The 15,859-nt window shown below is 67.2% G+C and carries 17 protein-coding genes; all 17 read left to right on the forward strand.

Annotated elements, in window-relative coordinates:
• The 17 genes from rpoZ to trpA all read left to right on the forward strand — a co-directional run bounded on the left by rpoZ (position 1) and on the right by trpA (position 15,843).
• Complete coding sequence (gene rpoZ, locus JWP90_RS04050) at positions 1–258, forward strand: DNA-directed RNA polymerase subunit omega (RefSeq protein ID WP_090712805.1); 258 nt, start codon at positions 1–3, stop codon at positions 256–258.
• 15 nt (positions 259–273) lie between these two features.
• The gene (gene coaBC, locus JWP90_RS04055; RefSeq protein ID WP_297360004.1) at positions 274–1,491 is read left to right on the forward strand and encodes a bifunctional phosphopantothenoylcysteine decarboxylase/phosphopantothenate--cysteine ligase CoaBC; all 1,218 of its coding nucleotides are present in this window, start codon (positions 274–276) and stop codon (positions 1,489–1,491) included.
• 145 nt (positions 1,492–1,636) lie between these two features.
• Positions 1,637–2,830 carry a methionine adenosyltransferase gene (gene metK, locus JWP90_RS04060; protein WP_297360007.1) on the forward strand — a complete coding sequence of 398 codons (1,194 nt, stop codon included), beginning with the start codon at positions 1,637–1,639 and terminating at the stop codon, positions 2,828–2,830.
• 34 nt (positions 2,831–2,864) lie between these two features.
• A complete protein-coding gene (locus tag JWP90_RS04065; RefSeq protein WP_297360009.1) occupies positions 2,865–4,868 on the forward strand; it encodes a primosomal protein N' in 2,004 nt (667 codons plus the stop codon).
• A 28-nt stretch (positions 4,869–4,896) separates the two neighbouring features.
• Positions 4,897–5,814, forward strand: coding sequence for a methionyl-tRNA formyltransferase (gene fmt / locus JWP90_RS04070; protein ID WP_297360011.1), 918 nt, complete (start codon positions 4,897–4,899; stop codon positions 5,812–5,814).
• Positions 5,815–5,823: 9 nt separating this feature from the next.
• Positions 5,824–7,251, forward strand: coding sequence for a transcription antitermination factor NusB (locus tag JWP90_RS04075; RefSeq protein ID WP_297360014.1), 1,428 nt, complete (start codon positions 5,824–5,826; stop codon positions 7,249–7,251).
• 9 nt (positions 7,252–7,260) lie between these two features.
• Positions 7,261–7,950, forward strand: a complete 690-nt coding sequence (gene rpe, locus JWP90_RS04080; RefSeq protein ID WP_297360018.1) for a ribulose-phosphate 3-epimerase — start codon at positions 7,261–7,263, stop codon at positions 7,948–7,950.
• Positions 7,951–7,963: 13 nt separating this feature from the next.
• Positions 7,964–8,227: a phosphoribosyl-ATP diphosphatase gene (locus JWP90_RS04085; RefSeq protein WP_297360021.1), complete on the forward strand. Its 264-nt coding sequence runs from the start codon at positions 7,964–7,966 to the stop codon at positions 8,225–8,227.
• Between the two features lie 53 nt (positions 8,228–8,280).
• Positions 8,281–9,120, forward strand: a complete 840-nt coding sequence (gene hisG, locus JWP90_RS04090) for an ATP phosphoribosyltransferase (RefSeq protein ID WP_297360025.1) — start codon at positions 8,281–8,283, stop codon at positions 9,118–9,120.
• A gap of 11 nt (positions 9,121–9,131) precedes the next feature.
• On the forward strand, positions 9,132–9,893 hold the full coding sequence (gene hisF, locus JWP90_RS04095; RefSeq protein WP_297360028.1) for an imidazole glycerol phosphate synthase subunit HisF: 762 nt from the start codon (positions 9,132–9,134) through the stop codon (positions 9,891–9,893).
• A complete protein-coding gene (gene hisI, locus JWP90_RS04100) occupies positions 9,893–10,273 on the forward strand; it encodes a phosphoribosyl-AMP cyclohydrolase (protein ID WP_297360030.1) in 381 nt (126 codons plus the stop codon). Before hisF ends, hisI begins: the two co-directional genes overlap by 1 nt.
• Positions 10,260–11,795, forward strand: coding sequence for an anthranilate synthase component I (locus JWP90_RS04105; RefSeq protein ID WP_297360034.1), 1,536 nt, complete (start codon positions 10,260–10,262; stop codon positions 11,793–11,795). The genes hisI and JWP90_RS04105 overlap by 14 nt, the downstream gene beginning before the upstream one ends.
• On the forward strand, positions 11,792–12,397 hold the full coding sequence (locus JWP90_RS04110) for a Trp biosynthesis-associated membrane protein (RefSeq protein ID WP_297360037.1): 606 nt from the start codon (positions 11,792–11,794) through the stop codon (positions 12,395–12,397). The genes JWP90_RS04105 and JWP90_RS04110 overlap by 4 nt, the downstream gene beginning before the upstream one ends.
• 441 nt (positions 12,398–12,838) lie before the next feature.
• Positions 12,839–13,069: a DUF6704 family protein gene (locus JWP90_RS04115; protein ID WP_297360040.1), complete on the forward strand. Its 231-nt coding sequence runs from the start codon at positions 12,839–12,841 to the stop codon at positions 13,067–13,069.
• A gap of 4 nt (positions 13,070–13,073) precedes the next feature.
• Positions 13,074–13,844, forward strand: a complete 771-nt coding sequence (gene trpC, locus JWP90_RS04120; RefSeq protein ID WP_297360045.1) for an indole-3-glycerol phosphate synthase TrpC — start codon at positions 13,074–13,076, stop codon at positions 13,842–13,844.
• A gap of 2 nt (positions 13,845–13,846) precedes the next feature.
• Positions 13,847–15,058, forward strand: coding sequence for a tryptophan synthase subunit beta (gene trpB, locus JWP90_RS04125; protein WP_297360048.1), 1,212 nt, complete (start codon positions 13,847–13,849; stop codon positions 15,056–15,058).
• Between the two features lie 5 nt (positions 15,059–15,063).
• Positions 15,064–15,843, forward strand: a complete 780-nt coding sequence (gene trpA / locus JWP90_RS04130) for a tryptophan synthase subunit alpha (RefSeq protein ID WP_297360051.1) — start codon at positions 15,064–15,066, stop codon at positions 15,841–15,843.
• The last annotated feature ends 16 nt before the right edge of the window (positions 15,844–15,859 follow it).

The raw sequence follows: 15,859 nt of genomic DNA on the forward strand, positions 1-15,859 counted from the left end.
ATGGCTGAAAAGCCCAAGGGAATCATTGACCCGCCCATCGACGACCTGCTTTCCAAGGTCGACTCCAAGTACGCTCTGGTGATCTTCGCTTCCAAGCGTGCCCGCCAGATCAACGACTACTACTCCGACCTGCACGAAGGCAGCCTCTTCGACAACGTCGGCCCGCTCGTCGACTCACACGTCGAAGACAAGCCGCTCTCCGTCGCACTCCACGAAATCAACGAGGACAAGCTCGTCCTGCGTCCCATCGTCGAGTAACACATCGTCACCCCGATGACAGGTTCTCTGAATGTCGTTGTCGGCATAACGGGTGGCATCGCCGCATACAAAGCGGTCGGTGTCATCCGTTCTTTCGTTCTCGCGGGGCATCGGGTCCAGGTGGTCGCCACCCAGGGTGCGCTCCGATTCGTCGGCAGGCCGACCCTCGAAGCAATTTCACGCAACCCGGTGCACACCGAACTCTACGAAGGTGTCGCTGAAGTACGCCACGTCGCCATCGGCCAGGCCGCTGATCTCATCGTCATCGCCCCGGCGACGGCGAACACGATCGCCCGTCTCGCCTCAGGCCTCGCCGACGACCTGCTGGGCAACACGGTGCTCGCCAGCACCGCTCCGGTGGTGATCGCTCCAGCGATGCACACCGAGATGTGGCAGAACCCGGCCACCCAGGCCAACATCGCCACCCTGCGCTCCCGCGGGGTCACGGTCGTCGGACCGGCGAGCGGCCAGCTCACCGGCACAGACTCCGGGCCAGGCCGGATGGAAGAACCCGAGACGATCGTGCAGGCAGCTCTCGCCGCCGTGAGACCTGCCGGGGACCTCACCGGTACCCGCATCGTGATCACGGCAGGCGGAACCCGCGAAGCGCTCGACCCGGTCCGGTTCCTCGGCAACCGCTCCAGTGGCAAACAGGGTGTCGCTCTCGCGACCGCGGCGGTTCGCCGCGGCGCCTCGGTGACCCTCATCGCCTCCCACCTCGACGTGACCCCGCCAGACGGGGTCACCCTGGTTTCCGCGCCGAGCGCCACTGAGCTCCAGCACGCCGTGACGGATGCCGCCGGCGCGGCAGACATCATCATCATGGCTGCCGCTGTCTCCGACTACCGGCCGGCCGAGGTTCGTGACACCAAAATCAAGAAGGGGGACACCGGGAACGAACTCACCCTTCGACTCGTGCAGAACCCCGACATCCTGGCTGGGCTCGCAGCATCCGCCCGGCCGGACCAGGTCATCGTCGGCTTCGCCGCTGAGACGGCGCCCGCAGAGGACGAGCTGCTCGCGCTCGGCCGGGCGAAGCTCGAGCGCAAGGGATGCGACTTCCTCGTGGTCAACCGGGTCGGCTGGAACGAGGGCTTCGCACTCGACACCAACACGGTCGTCGTGCTCGCGAGGGGCGGAAAGCTCGCCTTGGAAGCATCCGGCAGCAAATTGGAGGTCGCCGATCGGATCCTCGACGCCGTGACCGGTCACGTACCTGCACCGGTGGCCTGACCACCGCGCGCGCCGGGCTCCCACCGTCGCGGCGATATAGTGGGAAAGGCTCTCACAGCCGCAGGATGTCAGTGGTCGAAGCGACACTGAACTGCGGGAAGCCCTCCCGAACCCTTGTTTTCGCCCCGTACCTTATGGAGTTGGTATGACGCATCTGCGCCTGTTTACCTCGGAATCCGTCACTGAAGGGCACCCGGACAAAGTCTGCGACCAGATCTCAGACAGCATCCTGGATGCCATGCTCGAACAGGACCCGGACAGCCGCGTTGCCGTCGAAACCCTCGTCACCACCGGTCTCGTGCACGTTGCCGGTGAGGTCACAACCGAGGCATACGTCGAGATTCCGGCACTGATCCGCGAGCTCGTCACCTCGATCGGCTACAACCACTCCGACGTCGGCTTCGACGGCGCCTCCTGCGGCGTCTCCGTCTCGATCGGGCAGCAGTCCCCTGACATCGCACAGGGAGTCGATGACGCCTTCGAATCCCGTGAACTGGCCAGCTCCGACACGCTCGATCACCAGGGTGCGGGAGACCAGGGGATCATGTTCGGCTTCGCGACGACCGAGACCCCGCAGCTCATGCCGGTGCCCGGCTGGATCGCACACCGTCTCGCTGAACGGCTCTCCGCCGTGCGCAAGTCAGGCGAACTCGGTTACCTCCGTCCTGACGGCAAAACTCAGGCGACGATCGGTTACGACGGAATCACGCCGCGCAGCGTCGAAACCGTTGTACTCTCCACCCAGCACGAGGACGGGATCGCCCTCGACCGGTTGCGCGCAGACATCGAGGAGCTCGTCATCCGCCCGGTCCTCGACGGTGTGGACCTCGACACATCCAACGTGAACTTCCTGATCAACCCCACCGGTCGTTTCGTCATCGGAGGCCCTGCCGGCGACGCGGGGCTCACCGGCCGCAAGATCATCATCGACACCTACGGCGGAGCCGCCCGCCACGGCGGCGGAGCGTTCAGCGGCAAGGATCCATCGAAAGTCGACCGCTCGGCCGCCTACGCGATGCGCTGGGTGGCCAAGAACGCGGTCGCAGCGGGCTTCGCCGACAAGCTCGAAGTGCAGGTCGCCTATGCGATCGGCAAGGCCGCACCGGTCGGGTTGTATGTGGAGACCTTCGGTACCGCGAAGGTGTCAGAGGAGACGATCGTCGACGCCATCCGTGAGGTCTTCGATCTGCGGCCGGCAGCCATCGTCCGTGACCTCGATCTGAAGCGACCGATCTACGCCGCCACCGCCGCGTACGGGCATTTCGGCCGGGAGTTGCCCGACTTCACCTGGGAACGGCTCGACAAGGTCTCGGACCTGCGAAGCGCCGCACGACTCTGAGTTGCCGGAAGCGGACGTTGATCAGAGGCGTGACATGACCGAAGGCACCGGGGTGGCACGCCCCGCCGGGCGGTCTGCCACGACGGCCCGCGTGATCCTCGATTCGCCACTTCCGCAACTCGATCACCTCTTCGACTACCGGATCCCTGAGGAACTCGCCGACGAAGCACTGCCCGGCGTGCGTGTGACGGTGCCTCTGCGCTCCGCGGGACGGGTCGCCCGCGGGTACATCGTGGAAACGGTCGACGCCTCCGACGGATTCGACGGTGAACTGAGCCCACTCGACTCCGTCGTCTCAGCGGTCCCCGTGCTCACCCCCGAGGTGTGGGCGCTGGCAAGGAAAGCCGCCGACCGTGCGGCAGGCGGCGCCGGCGACATCCTGCGGCTAGCGATCCCGGCCAGGCAGGTGCGGGTGGAGAAGACCTGGCAACGCTCGCAGGAGGAAACCCGCTCCGCGTCCCCTGCGCCTGTCGCACCGGCGATCGACGGATACGGACCAGAGGTATCTGACCTCCTCGCCGCACACCAGCGCGTCGCCCTCGACGTGATCCCGCAGGTCGTCCGGCTTGAATCCGGAACCTGGGTCGGGCGCTGGGCGGTGACGCTGGCGCAGGCCGCCGCCCGCACGATCGCCGCGGGGGAGAGCGCGATCCTCGCCGTGCCCGATTACCGCGACAGCGACCAGTTATTCGCCGCGCTCGGGGAATACCTCCCACCGGATCGGATAACCAGGGTCGACGCCTCCCAGCCCAACGCGGACCGGTACCGGGCTTTCCTCGACTGCCTGACCGACATCCCGAGAGCGATCCTCGGCAACCGGTCCGCCGTGTACGCGCCGGCAGCATCCCTCGGGCTCCTTGCCCTCTTCGACGACGGTGACCCGCTGTACTCAGAACCGCTCAGCCCATACGTTCACGCGAGGGACGCGGCGCTCATCCGTCAGCAGCAGTCGGGAGCCGCTCTCGTTCTCGCCGGGCACACCCGAAGCGTCGACGCGCAACGACTGGTCGAGATCGGCTGGCTCGAAGCCGCCGCCCCGGAACGCGCAGCGACCCCACGGGTCCTCATCACCGCGAAAGCCGACCACGAAGACGCCGTCGCCGTCACCGCGCGCATCCCGTCGATGGCATGGCGGCAGGCGAAAGAAGCGATCGCCAGCGGCCCGGTGCTGGTGCAGGTCGCACGGCCCGGCTATGCCCCCGTCGTCGCCTGCGCCACCTGCTCATCAGCGGCGAGATGCGGCACGTGCGCCGGCCCCCTCGGTATCGCCGGCGCCGGCGCCGCTCCCTCCTGCACCCTGTGCGGGGCGATCGCCGCCGGATGGACCTGCCCGACCTGCGAAGGCACAAAGCTGCGCCTCGTGACGCGCGGCACGGGTCGCACCGCCGAAGAGCTCGGCCGGGCGTTCCCCGGTGTCCCTGTCCTCATCTCCGACGGCGAACGACAGGTCACAGCCGTCGACGCGAGGCCGGCGCTCGTCATAGCAACGCGCGGAGCGGAGCCGGTGGCGGCCGGTGGGTACGCGGCGGTCCTCCTGCTCGACGGCGACCGGATGCTCGCCGCCGAACACCTGCGCATCGGCGAGGACTGCCTGCGCTGGTGGTCGAACGCCGCCGCTCTCGCCCGCCAGGGGGCGCCCGTTGTCCTCACCGGCGTCACGGGGGACCTCGCCCGCGCACTCGCCACCTGGACCCAGCCGGCATTCGCGCACGCCGAACTCGAGGACCGTCGCGCCCTGCGGTTCCCGCCTGCCGTCCGCGCGGCATCCGTCTCAGGAGACGCAACCGCCGTCGCGGAGGCCCTCGCCGAGGTCCGCGACCTGCCCGGCGCCAACATCCTCGGTCCGACCCCCACCGACGACGGGGTCCGGGCGATCCTCCGGCTCGACTACGGGCAGGCCGGTGAGGCCGCGCGGCTGCTCCGCGGCGCCGTCGTCAGGAACGCCACACGACGACGCAAGGCGCCGCAGGGCAAGGCCGGTTACCGCCCGCCACCTACACTGAAAGTCCGCTTCGACGACCCGGAGATTCTGTCATGACCACCCGCAACACCCGGCTCGGACTCGCATGAAACTCGTCTTCGCAGGCACCCCAGACGTTGCCGTGCCCAGCCTCCAGCGCCTCCTGGCGAGCGGCCACGAGACCGTCGCCGTCCTCACCCGGGAGGACGCCCCGCTGGGGCGGAAGCGCGTCCTCACCCCGTCGCCGGTCGCGCGGGCCGCCGACGACGCAGGCGTACCCGTGATCAAAGCCAACAGGCTCACAGACGACGTCACCGCGACCATCAGCGGTCTCGATGCCGACCTGGGGGTCATCGTCGCGTACGGCGGCCTGCTCCGTGAGCCACTGCTGTCGGCCCCGAAGCACGGCTGGATCAACCTGCACTTCTCGCTGCTGCCCGCCTGGCGAGGCGCTGCGCCCGTGCAGCATGCGCTGCTCGCCGGGGACACACTCACCGGCGCGAGCGTCTTCCAGCTCGTCCGCGAGCTCGACGCCGGCGCGCTGTTCGGTGTTCTCGAGCGCCCGATCGACGCGGATGCCACCGCCGGGACGCTCCTCGCCGAGCTTGCCGAGTCTGGCGCCGGTTTCCTGTCAGGCATCGTCGACGACATCGGGAACGGCTCAGCACGCGCGACCCCTCAGGTCGGCCAGGCGACCCTCGCGCCGAAACTGCGCATCGAGGACGGCCGGCTGGACTGGACAGCGCCAGCGGAGACGGTCTACAACCGGTTCCGCGGCGTCACACCGGAGCCCGGCGCCCACACCACCATCGGCGGCACCCGCTTCAAGATCCTCCACGCCAGGCCGGCGCCAGGGGGAACGCTCCCAGCGGGTACCGTCGACCGCATCGACGGTCGCATCCTCATCGGCACCGGGACGTCGGCCCTCGAACTTCTGCGGGTCCAGCCGGCCGGCAAGCCGGCCATGGCCGCATCCGACTGGTGGCGAGGACTCAGCCACGACCAGCCCATCCGGGCAGAGTAGGTAACCCCGATGACTCCTGCACAGAAGCCAGCGCCGACGTTCGTCCAGCCAGCGAGGCGCATCGCCTACGACGTGCTCGCAGCGGTGAGCACCGACGACGCGTACGCGAACCTGCTCCTGCCGACGCTCATCGCCAGAGCAGCCCTCAACACAGCTGACGCCGGCCTCGCCACCGAACTGACCTACGGCACCCTCCGCCTGCGCGGTTACTACGACCGGGTGATCGCGCTGGCCGCCGGCCGGGATGTCAGCCAGATCGACACCGGCATCCTCGACGTCCTCCGTCTCGGCGCGCACCAGCTCCTCGCCACTCGCGTCGCACCGCACGCGGCCGTCAACGAGTCCGTTGCGCTCGCCCGCATGGTCGGATCCCGCTCGGCCGTCGGGTTCACGAACGGTGTGCTCAGAACCATTTCACGGTCAACGCCCGAAGAGTGGCGCGAACGTGTGCTTGCCGCGGCGAAGAACGCCGACGACAGGCTTGCCGCCGATTACGCCCACCCGGCGTGGATTCTCCGCGCCCTCCGGCAGGCCCTCGCTCTCGAGGGCCGCGCCGTCGAGCTCCCCGAGCTGCTCGCCGCAGACAATCAGGCCCCCAGGGTGAACCTGATCGCTCTCCCCGGCCTGGCCGAAGTGCCCGATGGCGCCGACACGAACCGGTACTCGCCGTTCGGCTTCACGCTCTCCGGTGGGGATCCGGATGCCGCCATCCGGCATGAGAACGGCCGCCTCCGCGTTCAGGACGAAGGTTCACAACTCGCGGCTCTCGCGCTCAGTCGGGCTCGGCCGGTGACCGCCGGGGAGCGCTGGCTCGATCTCTGCGCCGGCCCTGGCGGCAAGACCGCACTGCTCGGCGCTGAGGCGCTCCTGTCCGGAGCGACGGTGACCGCGAACGAATTCGTCCCAGCACGCGCGCAACTCGTCCGTCGTGCGGTGGCACCGGTGTCAGGCGATATCGCCGTGACCGAACTGGATGGAACCCAGGTCGGCCACCTCCAGCCGGAAGCGTGGGACCGCATCCTCGTCGACGCCCCATGCACAGGCCTCGGCGCACTCCGTCGCCGCCCGGAAGCCCGTTGGCGGAAGACCGCGAAGGATGTGGCAGACCTCACGGTGCTGCAGCAGTCGCTGCTGCTCTCCGCCTTCGACGCACTCAAACCCGGCGGGATCGTGGCCTACGTCACCTGCTCACCGCACGTCGCTGAGACCCGCGGGGTCGTCACCGATGCCCTCCGCCGGCTCGGCGACACGGCGGAACTGCTCGACACCGCCCAGGTCGTTCAGTCGATCGCCGTCGAGAACCTCGACCTGCCTGCAACCGAATCGGCGGCAGGCGAAACCGGGACGACTGTGCAACTGTGGCCCCACCGTCACGGGACGGATGCCATGTTCATCGCGCTGATCGCCAAATCGCGGTCGACCCCCGGCACTCGTTAGGCTGTCGGGATGTCGATCCGAATCTCCCCGAGCATCCTGGCCGCCGATTTCGTGAACATCGAGCGAGACCTCGGGCGGATCGGCACCGCCGACCTCGTCCACGTCGACGTCATGGACAACCATTTCGTGCCCAACCTCACCTTCGGGCCGCAGATGGTGGACCGGATCCAGCAGGTCTCGGCGCTTCCGCTCGACGTTCACCTGATGATCGATGACCCGGACCGCTGGGCACCCGGCTACGCCGAACTCGGCGCGTACAGTGTCACCTTCCACGCTGAGGCGACGTCGGAACCGGTCGCCCTGGCCCGGCGGCTCCGTTCGATCGGCGCGCGAGCCGGTATCGCGCTCAAGCCGGGGACCGCCGTCGAGCCGTACCTCGAACTGCTCAGCGAATTCGACCAGGTGCTCGTCATGACGGTGGAGCCCGGATTCGGCGGCCAGTCGTTCATGCACCACACGATGCCCAAGCTGCACCTGCTCCGCCAGGAACTCTCCCGCACAGGCGGGGATGTTTGGCTGCAGGTGGACGGCGGCATCAACGAGGACACCGTCGGCATCGCGGCCGCCGCGGGTGCCGACACGTTCGTCGCCGGCTCGAGCGTGTTCGGCTCCGACAGCCCGGAACTGCGGATCAGCGCGTTGCGCGAGGCGGCGGCATCCGGTCACGTCCACGCGCACGAGCCGTCGTCGCGAAGCTAGTACCCTGATAACTGTGAAGACATTCGACGACTTGTTCGCAGAGCTCAGCCTGAAGGCTGCCGAACGCCCGGAGGGCAGCGGCACAGTTCGCGAATTGGACGCGGGCGTTCACGCCATCGGCAAGAAGATCGTCGAAGAAGCCGCAGAAGTATGGATGGCGGCTGAATACCAGAGCGATGCCGAAACCGCTGAAGAGATCTCCCAGCTGATCTACCACCTTCAGGTCCTCATGCTTGCGAAGGGCCTCTCGCCGGAGGACGTCTACCGACATCTGTGACGCCAGCGCCACAGCTACACCTCCACGACAGACCCACAACGAGAGAACTCCGCATGTTGAGAATCGCAGTGCCCAACAAAGGCTCACTGGCTGAGACCGCCGCCCAGATGTTGTCGGAGGCCGGTTACGCCGGCCGCCGTGACCCCAAGGAACTCCACCTTCTCGATGCCGCGAACGGCGTCGAATTCTTCTTCCTCCGCCCGCGCGACATCGCGACGTACGTCGGATCCGGCGCACTGGACGTCGGTGTCACCGGCCGTGACCTGCTGCTCGACTCCGGCTCCGAGGCATCCGAAATCGAGAGCCTCGGCTTCGGCGACTCGACTTTCCGCTTCGCCGGGCCCACCGGACGGTTCACCGACCTGGCCGACCTCGCCGGGCACCGCGTTGCCACGAGCTACCCTGGCCTCGTCGGCGAGTTCCTCGCCGGCCACGACGTCGATGTGACCCTCGTCCCTCTCGACGGTGCTGTGGAATCGGCAGTGCAGCTCGGTGTCGCGGATGCTGTCGCCGACGTTGTCTCCACCGGCACGACCCTGCGCAAGGCGGGTCTGGACATCTTCGGTCCGGTGATCCTCGAATCCACGGCCGTGCTGATCGGTTCACCCGAGGAGAAACCGGGCCTTGACACTCTTCGGCGCCGGCTGCAGGGCGTTCTCGTCGCCCGCCGCTACGTGCTCATGGATTACGACCTGCCTGCCGCGCTTCTTGACCAGGCGAGCGACATCGCCGGCGGCATCGAGTCACCGACCGTGTCGCCGCTTCGCGACAAGGACTGGGTGGCGGTCCGGGTGATGGTTCCGCGTGAACGCACCAACCAGATCATGGACTCCCTGTACGAATTGGGCGCGCGGGCGATTCTCGTCAGCGCCATCCACGCGGCGAGACTGTAGGGAGCCGACCGATGACCGTTGCGTGCCGTGTGATTCCGTGCCTCGACGTCGCCGACGGCCGGGTCGTGAAGGGAATCAACTTCCAGAACCTCCGTGACGCGGGCGACCCGGTCGAACTTGCGCGCCGTTACTACGAGCAGGGCGCAGACGAACTCACCTTCCTCGACGTCACAGCGACCGTGGACAACCGGGCGACCACCTACGACGTGGTCACCCGCACAGCGGAGCAGGTTTTCATCCCGCTGACCGTCGGCGGGGGAGTGCGCTCCGTCGATGACGTGGCGCGCCTGCTCGGCAGCGGCGCTGACAAAGTCGGCGTCAACAGCGCCGCGATCGCGCGACCGCCGCTCCTCGGCGAGATCGCCGACCGGTTCGGCGCGCAGGTGCTTGTCCTCTCCCTGGATGTGAAGCGCCAAAGGTCCACGTCGTCCGGTTTCGTCGTCACCACCCACGGCGGCCGCACTGAGACGGGCATTGACGCGCTCGACTGGGCTCGCGAGGCCATCGAGCGGGGCGCCGGTGAGCTTCTCGTCAACTCGATCGACGCCGACGGAACCAAGCAGGGGTTCGACACCGAGCTGATTGCGCTCATGCGTGAGGTGAGCAGTGTGCCCGTGATCGCCTCCGGCGGTGCAGGCAAGGCAGCGGACTTCCCACCGGCGATCGCCGCCGGTGCTGATGCCGTCCTGGCCGCGAGTGTGTTCCACTCGGGCCTGCTGACCATCAACGATGTCAAACAGGAACTGGCTTCCGAAGGGGTATTGGTGCGCTGATGAGCGTTTCGTCGACAATCCAGCAGATTCAGTTCGATGCGGACGGGCTCATCCCGGCGATCGTGCAGCAGTGGGACACCGGCGAGGTGCTCATGCTCGGGTACATGAACGACGAGGCGGTGCGACGCACCCTGACCGAGGGTCGGGTCACTTTCTGGTCCCGGTCGAGGCAGGAATACTGGCGCAAGGGAGACACCTCGGGTAACGCCCAGTACGTCAAGGGTGCCGCACTCGACTGTGACGCAGACACTCTTCTGCTCCAGGTCGAACAGGTCGGCGTGGCATGCCACACCGGCACGAGGACCTGCTTCGACGCTCACGAACTCAGCCCAGCCATCGGTGACCAACCCGACGAGGACTCCGCTGATGACAACGGGTAGGGGCACCGGCTCGACGAGCCGCAGCCGATTCGACGAGCTCGCCCGCGACCATCGTGTCATCCCGGTCATCCGGGAACTGTTCGCAGACGGCGAGACGCCGGTCGGGATCTATCGCAAGCTCGCCCTCGGCAGACCAGGGAGCTTCCTGCTGGAGTCGGCAGAGCAGGGTGGCATCTGGTCCCGGTACTCGTTCGTCGGCGTCTCCGCCTTCGGTGTGCTCACCCAGCAGAACGAGTCGGTCCAGTGGATCGATTACGGCATCAGCCGGCAACGAGCGCTGGGGGATGCCGCAGGGCTGCGGCCGCTGCAGGCGATCTCCGAACTGCACCGCCGCTGGGAAACCCCTCACATCGATGGTCACCCGCCGCTCACCGGCGGCCTCGTCGGATTCATCGGCTGGGAGGCGATCCGCCAGATTGAAAAGCTGCCGCACCGGCCGCCGAAGGAGTTCGACGTCCCAGGGCAGGCCCTGTGCTTCGTCGCTGATCTCGTGGTGCTCGATCACCGCAGCGGCACCGTCCAGCTCATCGCGAACGTGCTCAACGACGGGCTCGACGACGAAGCGACCCTGTGGCGCTCGGCGCAGGACCGGCTCGACGCCATGCAGTCCCGGTTGGCCCAGCCGAACGATGCGTGGCTGGCCGAGGTCGACCTCACGACGGCACCGAACCCGCGCTACCGCACCAGGAAGTCCGACTTCCTGGACGCCGTCGTCACGGCGAAGGAACGCATCCGTGACGGAGACATCTTCCAGGTGGTGGTTTCGCAACGTTTCGACGAGGACTGCACCGCCGAACCCATCGATGTGTACCGGATTCTTCGCAGCCTCAACCCCAGCCCGTATATGTACCTGCTGACCCTGCAGAACGTCGACGGCACACCGTACTCGATCGTCGGATCAAGTCCTGAGGCGCTCGTCAAGGTGCAGGACAAGCGAGTCCTCACCCACCCGATCGCGGGTTCGAAGCCGCGGGGGAACACACCGGAACGGGACGTCGAGCTTGCCGATGAGCTCTCCGGTGACGCGAAGGAACGCGCTGAGCACCTCATGCTCGTAGACCTCGCCCGCAACGACCTGCTCAAGGTGTGCACCGCTGGCAGTGTCGAGGTGACCGAGTTCATGCGCATCGAACGGTTCAGCCACATCATGCACCTGGTGTCGACCGTCGAGGGAACACTGAGCGATTCAGCGAACCCGATCGACGTGTTCACCGCCACCTTCCCGGCGGGGACCCTGTCAGGCGCACCTAAACCGCGCGCACTGGAGATCATCGACGAACTGGAACCCGCTCAACGTGGCGTGTACGGGGGAGTGGTCGGGTACTTCGCGTTCTCCGGTGACATCGACCTCGCCATCGCCATCCGGACCGCGACGATCGTCAACGGTGTCGCCCACGTGCAGGCGGGCGGGGGGCTGGTGGCCGATTCGGATCCCGAGAGCGAATACCTCGAGTCGCAGAACAAGGCCGCGGCGCCGCTCAGGGCCGTCGCTGTCGCAAACGCCATGAGAAGGGTGCGATGACCACCGCGTCACGCCCGGGCAAGCGCTCGAAGTATGTCCTGATTCTGGCGTCCCTGATTCTCAGCGGGCTCGCCCTGATCGCGTGGACCCAGACCTGGCTTATGGTCGAACTGGCGCCTGGCTCCCCGACCAGCCGGGTGGCCGTTGACGGAGCGGTCGCGGCACCAGCCTTGGCAGCCCTCGCCCTTGCCGGGCTTGCCCTCGCGGCCGCGCTCGCTATCGCCGGCCACCTGTTCCGGATCGTACTCGGCGTGCTCAATGTCGTGCTCGGGGGCTGCATCGCACTTTCCGCCGTGCTGGTCCTAGGGGGTCCTGTCGCCGCCAGCGAAGCGGCCGTCACCAACGTCACCGGGATCGCCGGCTCCAAGTCGATCGCGGACCTGGTCTCAGGCACCTCACTCACCCCGTGGCCGCCGATTGCCCTCGCCACAGGCATCCTGCTCGCCATTGTGGGGCTGGGAATCATCATGACGGCGAAACGCTGGCCATCGTCGTCGCGCAAGTACTCGGCCGTTCGGCTCGAACCCGTCGACGGCGATGCCATGCCCGACTCCGTCGACAGCTGGGACGACCTCACCCGGGGCGACGACCCGACCCGCTGACCGCCGCGCGCACGATTTTCAGGAGATCGAACGATTCGCAGGATGGAACCGGCAAGAACATCCTGATAACCGTGCGATCTCCTTCACAGCGTGCGTGACGGCATCCGTATCCCGAAGCGACCGGTCGCCGGATTCTCAGGAGATCGAACGATTCACAGGGTGGAATCGGCGAGAGCATCCTCATAACTGTGCGTTCGCCTGCACATCTTGTGTGCCGGCCCCGACCGCCGCGCCCCATCAGCGCGGCATAAGGAAATAACGCCCAGAAAAGGATGCCCCCGGCTCACTTCGTCCTTATTTCGAGCCGATCTCCTTATCCCATGCCCGAAGGCAGGCCCGTGGACCTCGTAACCGATGCCGCCGCCCGCCGCCGCGGAGCCCGGAGGAACCCGTCCGCAACACCCGATAGACTGGTTCGGCACTGATTACTGAAGGAGACCCATGAGCGCAGAGTCGACAGACCAAGGACACGGCCACTCACCGGCTGCCTGGACGGCGGTAGTGGTGATGCTGATCGCTTTTGTCATCGGCACCGTCGCTTTTTGGCTGGACTGGGCCTGGCTGGTGTGGGCATCAGCAGGCCTCCTCGTCATCGGAGCGCTTCTCGGCTGGATCCTCGCCAAGGCGGGCTACGGCGTGAACGGCGACAAGTACAACCCGAAGGACCACTGACGCCGTGCTGGCCGACCTTACGGCTGGCGCACTCCACGACGCACGCGAGCGCGAACTGTTGCGCCCGCTTTCCCGTGTTGAATCCGCTGCGGCGGATGCTGCGCCACCCCTCGACGCCCTCTCCGCCCTGTCCCCGGCGGCATCCGTCAAGATCATCGCCGAAGTCAAGCGCGCGAGTCCCTCGCGCGGCGACCTCGCCGACATCCCGGACCCTGCCCAGCTCGCTGTCTCCTATGAGCGTGGGGGAGCGAGCGCCATCAGCGTCCTCACCGAGGGGCGCAAGTTCAAGGGATCGCTCGACGATCTCGTCGACGTGCGCAACTCGGTCGGGATTCCGGTGCTCCGGAAGGACTTCATCTCCATTCCGTACCAGGTCTTCGAGGCACGCGCAGCAGGGGCAGACCTCGCCCTTCTGATCGTCGCGGCACTCGACCAGCCCACACTGGTCGAGCTGTACGGCCTGGTCACCGACCTGGGCATGACCGCCCTCGTCGAGACCCACAGCGCCGAAGAACTCGAACGCGCCCTCGACCTCGGCGCCGGACTCATCGGAGTCAACGCTCGAGACCTGTCGACCTTCGAACTCGACCGCGACCTGTTCGGGCGTCTCGCCCCGCAGATCCCATCCGGAGTGATCCGGGTCGCGGAGTCAGCGGTGAAGACACCATCCGACGTCACCCACTACCGCGAAGCGGGAGCGGACGTCGTTCTCATCGGGGAAGCGCTCGTCACGAGCGACCCCATTCTCACCCTCGGCGAATTCCTGGCGGTATAACCATGGCTCTACGCGACGAAACAGGCCCATACTTCGGTGACTTCGGCGGGCGATTCGTGCCCGAATCGCTCATCGCCGCCCTCGACGAACTGTCCGAGGCCTGGGAACTGGCTAAACAGGACCCGGGATACGCAGCGGAGCTCAACGAACTGCACAAGACGTACACCGGGCGCCCGTCGATCATCACCGAGGTTCCCCGGTTCGCCGAGCACGGCGGAGGGGCGCGGATCATCCTCAAGCGTGAGGACCTCAACCACACCGGGTCGCACAAGATCAACAACGTGCTCGGCCAGGCGCTGCTGACCAAGCGGATCGGCAAGACCAGGGTCATCGCCGAGACCGGTGCCGGGCAGCACGGTGTCGCGACGGCGACCGCAGCTGCACTGTTCGGCCTGGACTGCGTCATCTACATGGGTGAAGTCGACACCGAACGCCAGGCGCTCAACGTCGCACGGATGCGCCTGCTCGGTGCAGAGGTCGTGTCGGTGAAAACCGGCTCACGCACCCTCAAGGATGCGATCAACGACGCCATGCGGGACTGGGTGACGAACGTCGACACCACGAACTACATCTTCGGAACCGTCGCAGGCCCCCACCCGTTCCCCGCCATGGTCCGCGACCTGCAGAAGATCATCGGCGAGGAAGCCCGCCAGCAGGTTCTCGAGCTCACCGGCAGGCTCCCGGATGCCGTCGCCGCGTGTGTCGGCGGCGGGTCGAACGCGATGGGCATCTTCCACGCGTTCCTCGACGACACGGATGTCGCGCTGTACGGCTTCGAAGCAGCCGGCGAAGGCGTCGACACCCCCCGGCACGCTGCCACGATCACCAAGGGTCGCGCCGGTGTGCTCCACGGCGCCCGCAGCTTCCTGCTCCAGGACGAAGACGGCCAGACCATCGAGTCGCATTCGATCTCGGCGGGTCTCGACTACCCGGGCGTCGGCCCCGAACATTCCTGGCTGGCGAGCATCGGCCGGGCCAGCTACCGGCCGGTGACGGATGCTTCCGCGATGAGCGCGCTCCGCCTGCTCAGCCGCACCGAGGGAATCATCCCCGCCATCGAGAGTGCACACGCCCTGGCCGGCGCGCTCGAGCTCGGCAAGGAACTCGGCCCGGACGCCACCATCCTCATCAACCTGTCCGGTCGCGGCGACAAGGACATGGAAACCGCCGGTCGGTACTTCGACTTGATCGACTCGGGAGCAGAACAATCGTGAGCAGCGTGGCATCCGTCCTGACCACCAGACGTCAGGCGGGAAGCGGCGCTCTGATCGGTTACCTCCCCGTCGGTTTCCCCAGCTTCGACGAGAGTGTGGACGCGGCGGTGGCGATCGCCGAGAACGGCGTCGACATCATCGAGCTCGGTCTCCCGTACTCAGACCCGGTCATGGACGGCCCCGTCATCCAGAAGGCCACCCAGCACGCCCTGGCGAACGGGTTCAAGCTCCGGCACGGTTTCGATGCCGTTCGGGAGATCACCGCGCGCGTCGACACCCCCGTCCTCCTCATGACGTACTGGAACCCGGTCATTCAGTACGGCGTCGAGCGCTTCGCCGACGACCTGCTCGCCGCCGGTGGCGCCGGGCTGATCACCCCTGACCTCATCCCCGATGAGGGCAGCGACTGGCTGTCGGCGTCCGAGCGCACCGGACTCGACCGGGTGTTCCTCGCCGCGCCGTCCTCGAGCGACGCGCGACTTCGCCAGGCCGTCGACGCGAGCAGGGGATTCGTCTACGCGGTCTCCACGATGGGGATCACCGGTGCGCGCAGCGACGTCGACCAGGCCGCGAAGGTCCTCGTCTCCCGTCTGCGTGAGGCCGGATGCGAGAACGCCTGCGTCGGCCTCGGAATCTCCACCGCCGATCAAGTGCGGGAGATCCTCGCGTACGCCGACGGTGCGATCGTCGGATCGGCGCTCGTCAAGGCCCTCGCCGAAGGCGGCGTGGATCGCGTTGCAGCGGTCGCCAGGGAATTGGCGCAGGGAACTAGCCGCGCGAACTAGAGTTAACCGCGCACGA

This window comes from Mycetocola sp., assembly GCF_025464835.1.
Lineage (GTDB): Bacteria > Actinomycetota > Actinomycetes > Actinomycetales > Microbacteriaceae > Mycetocola_A.

Bases quoted from the DNA above. Each gene is read 5' to 3' on its own strand.
- hisI (WP_297360030.1), top strand. From the start codon at position 9,893: ATGAGCGTTTCGTCGACAATCCAGCAGATTCAGTTCGATGCGGACGGG.
- rpe (WP_297360018.1), top strand. From the start codon at position 7,261: ATGTCGATCCGAATCTCCCCGAGCATCCTGGCCGCCGATTTCGTGAAC.
- JWP90_RS04110 (WP_297360037.1), top strand. From the start codon at position 11,792: ATGACCACCGCGTCACGCCCGGGCAAGCGCTCGAAGTATGTCCTGATT.
- rpoZ (WP_090712805.1), top strand. From the start codon at position 1: ATGGCTGAAAAGCCCAAGGGAATCATTGACCCGCCCATCGACGACCTG.
- hisG (WP_297360025.1), top strand. From the start codon at position 8,281: ATGTTGAGAATCGCAGTGCCCAACAAAGGCTCACTGGCTGAGACCGCC.
- JWP90_RS04105 (WP_297360034.1), top strand. From the start codon at position 10,260: ATGACAACGGGTAGGGGCACCGGCTCGACGAGCCGCAGCCGATTCGAC.
- trpB (WP_297360048.1), top strand. From the start codon at position 13,847: ATGGCTCTACGCGACGAAACAGGCCCATACTTCGGTGACTTCGGCGGG.
- hisF (WP_297360028.1), top strand. From the start codon at position 9,132: ATGACCGTTGCGTGCCGTGTGATTCCGTGCCTCGACGTCGCCGACGGC.
- JWP90_RS04065 (WP_297360009.1), top strand. From the start codon at position 2,865: ATGACCGAAGGCACCGGGGTGGCACGCCCCGCCGGGCGGTCTGCCACG.
- coaBC (WP_297360004.1), top strand. From the start codon at position 274: ATGACAGGTTCTCTGAATGTCGTTGTCGGCATAACGGGTGGCATCGCC.
- metK (WP_297360007.1), top strand. From the start codon at position 1,637: ATGACGCATCTGCGCCTGTTTACCTCGGAATCCGTCACTGAAGGGCAC.
- fmt (WP_297360011.1), top strand. From the start codon at position 4,897: ATGAAACTCGTCTTCGCAGGCACCCCAGACGTTGCCGTGCCCAGCCTC.
- JWP90_RS04115 (WP_297360040.1), top strand. From the start codon at position 12,839: ATGAGCGCAGAGTCGACAGACCAAGGACACGGCCACTCACCGGCTGCC.
- JWP90_RS04075 (WP_297360014.1), top strand. From the start codon at position 5,824: ATGACTCCTGCACAGAAGCCAGCGCCGACGTTCGTCCAGCCAGCGAGG.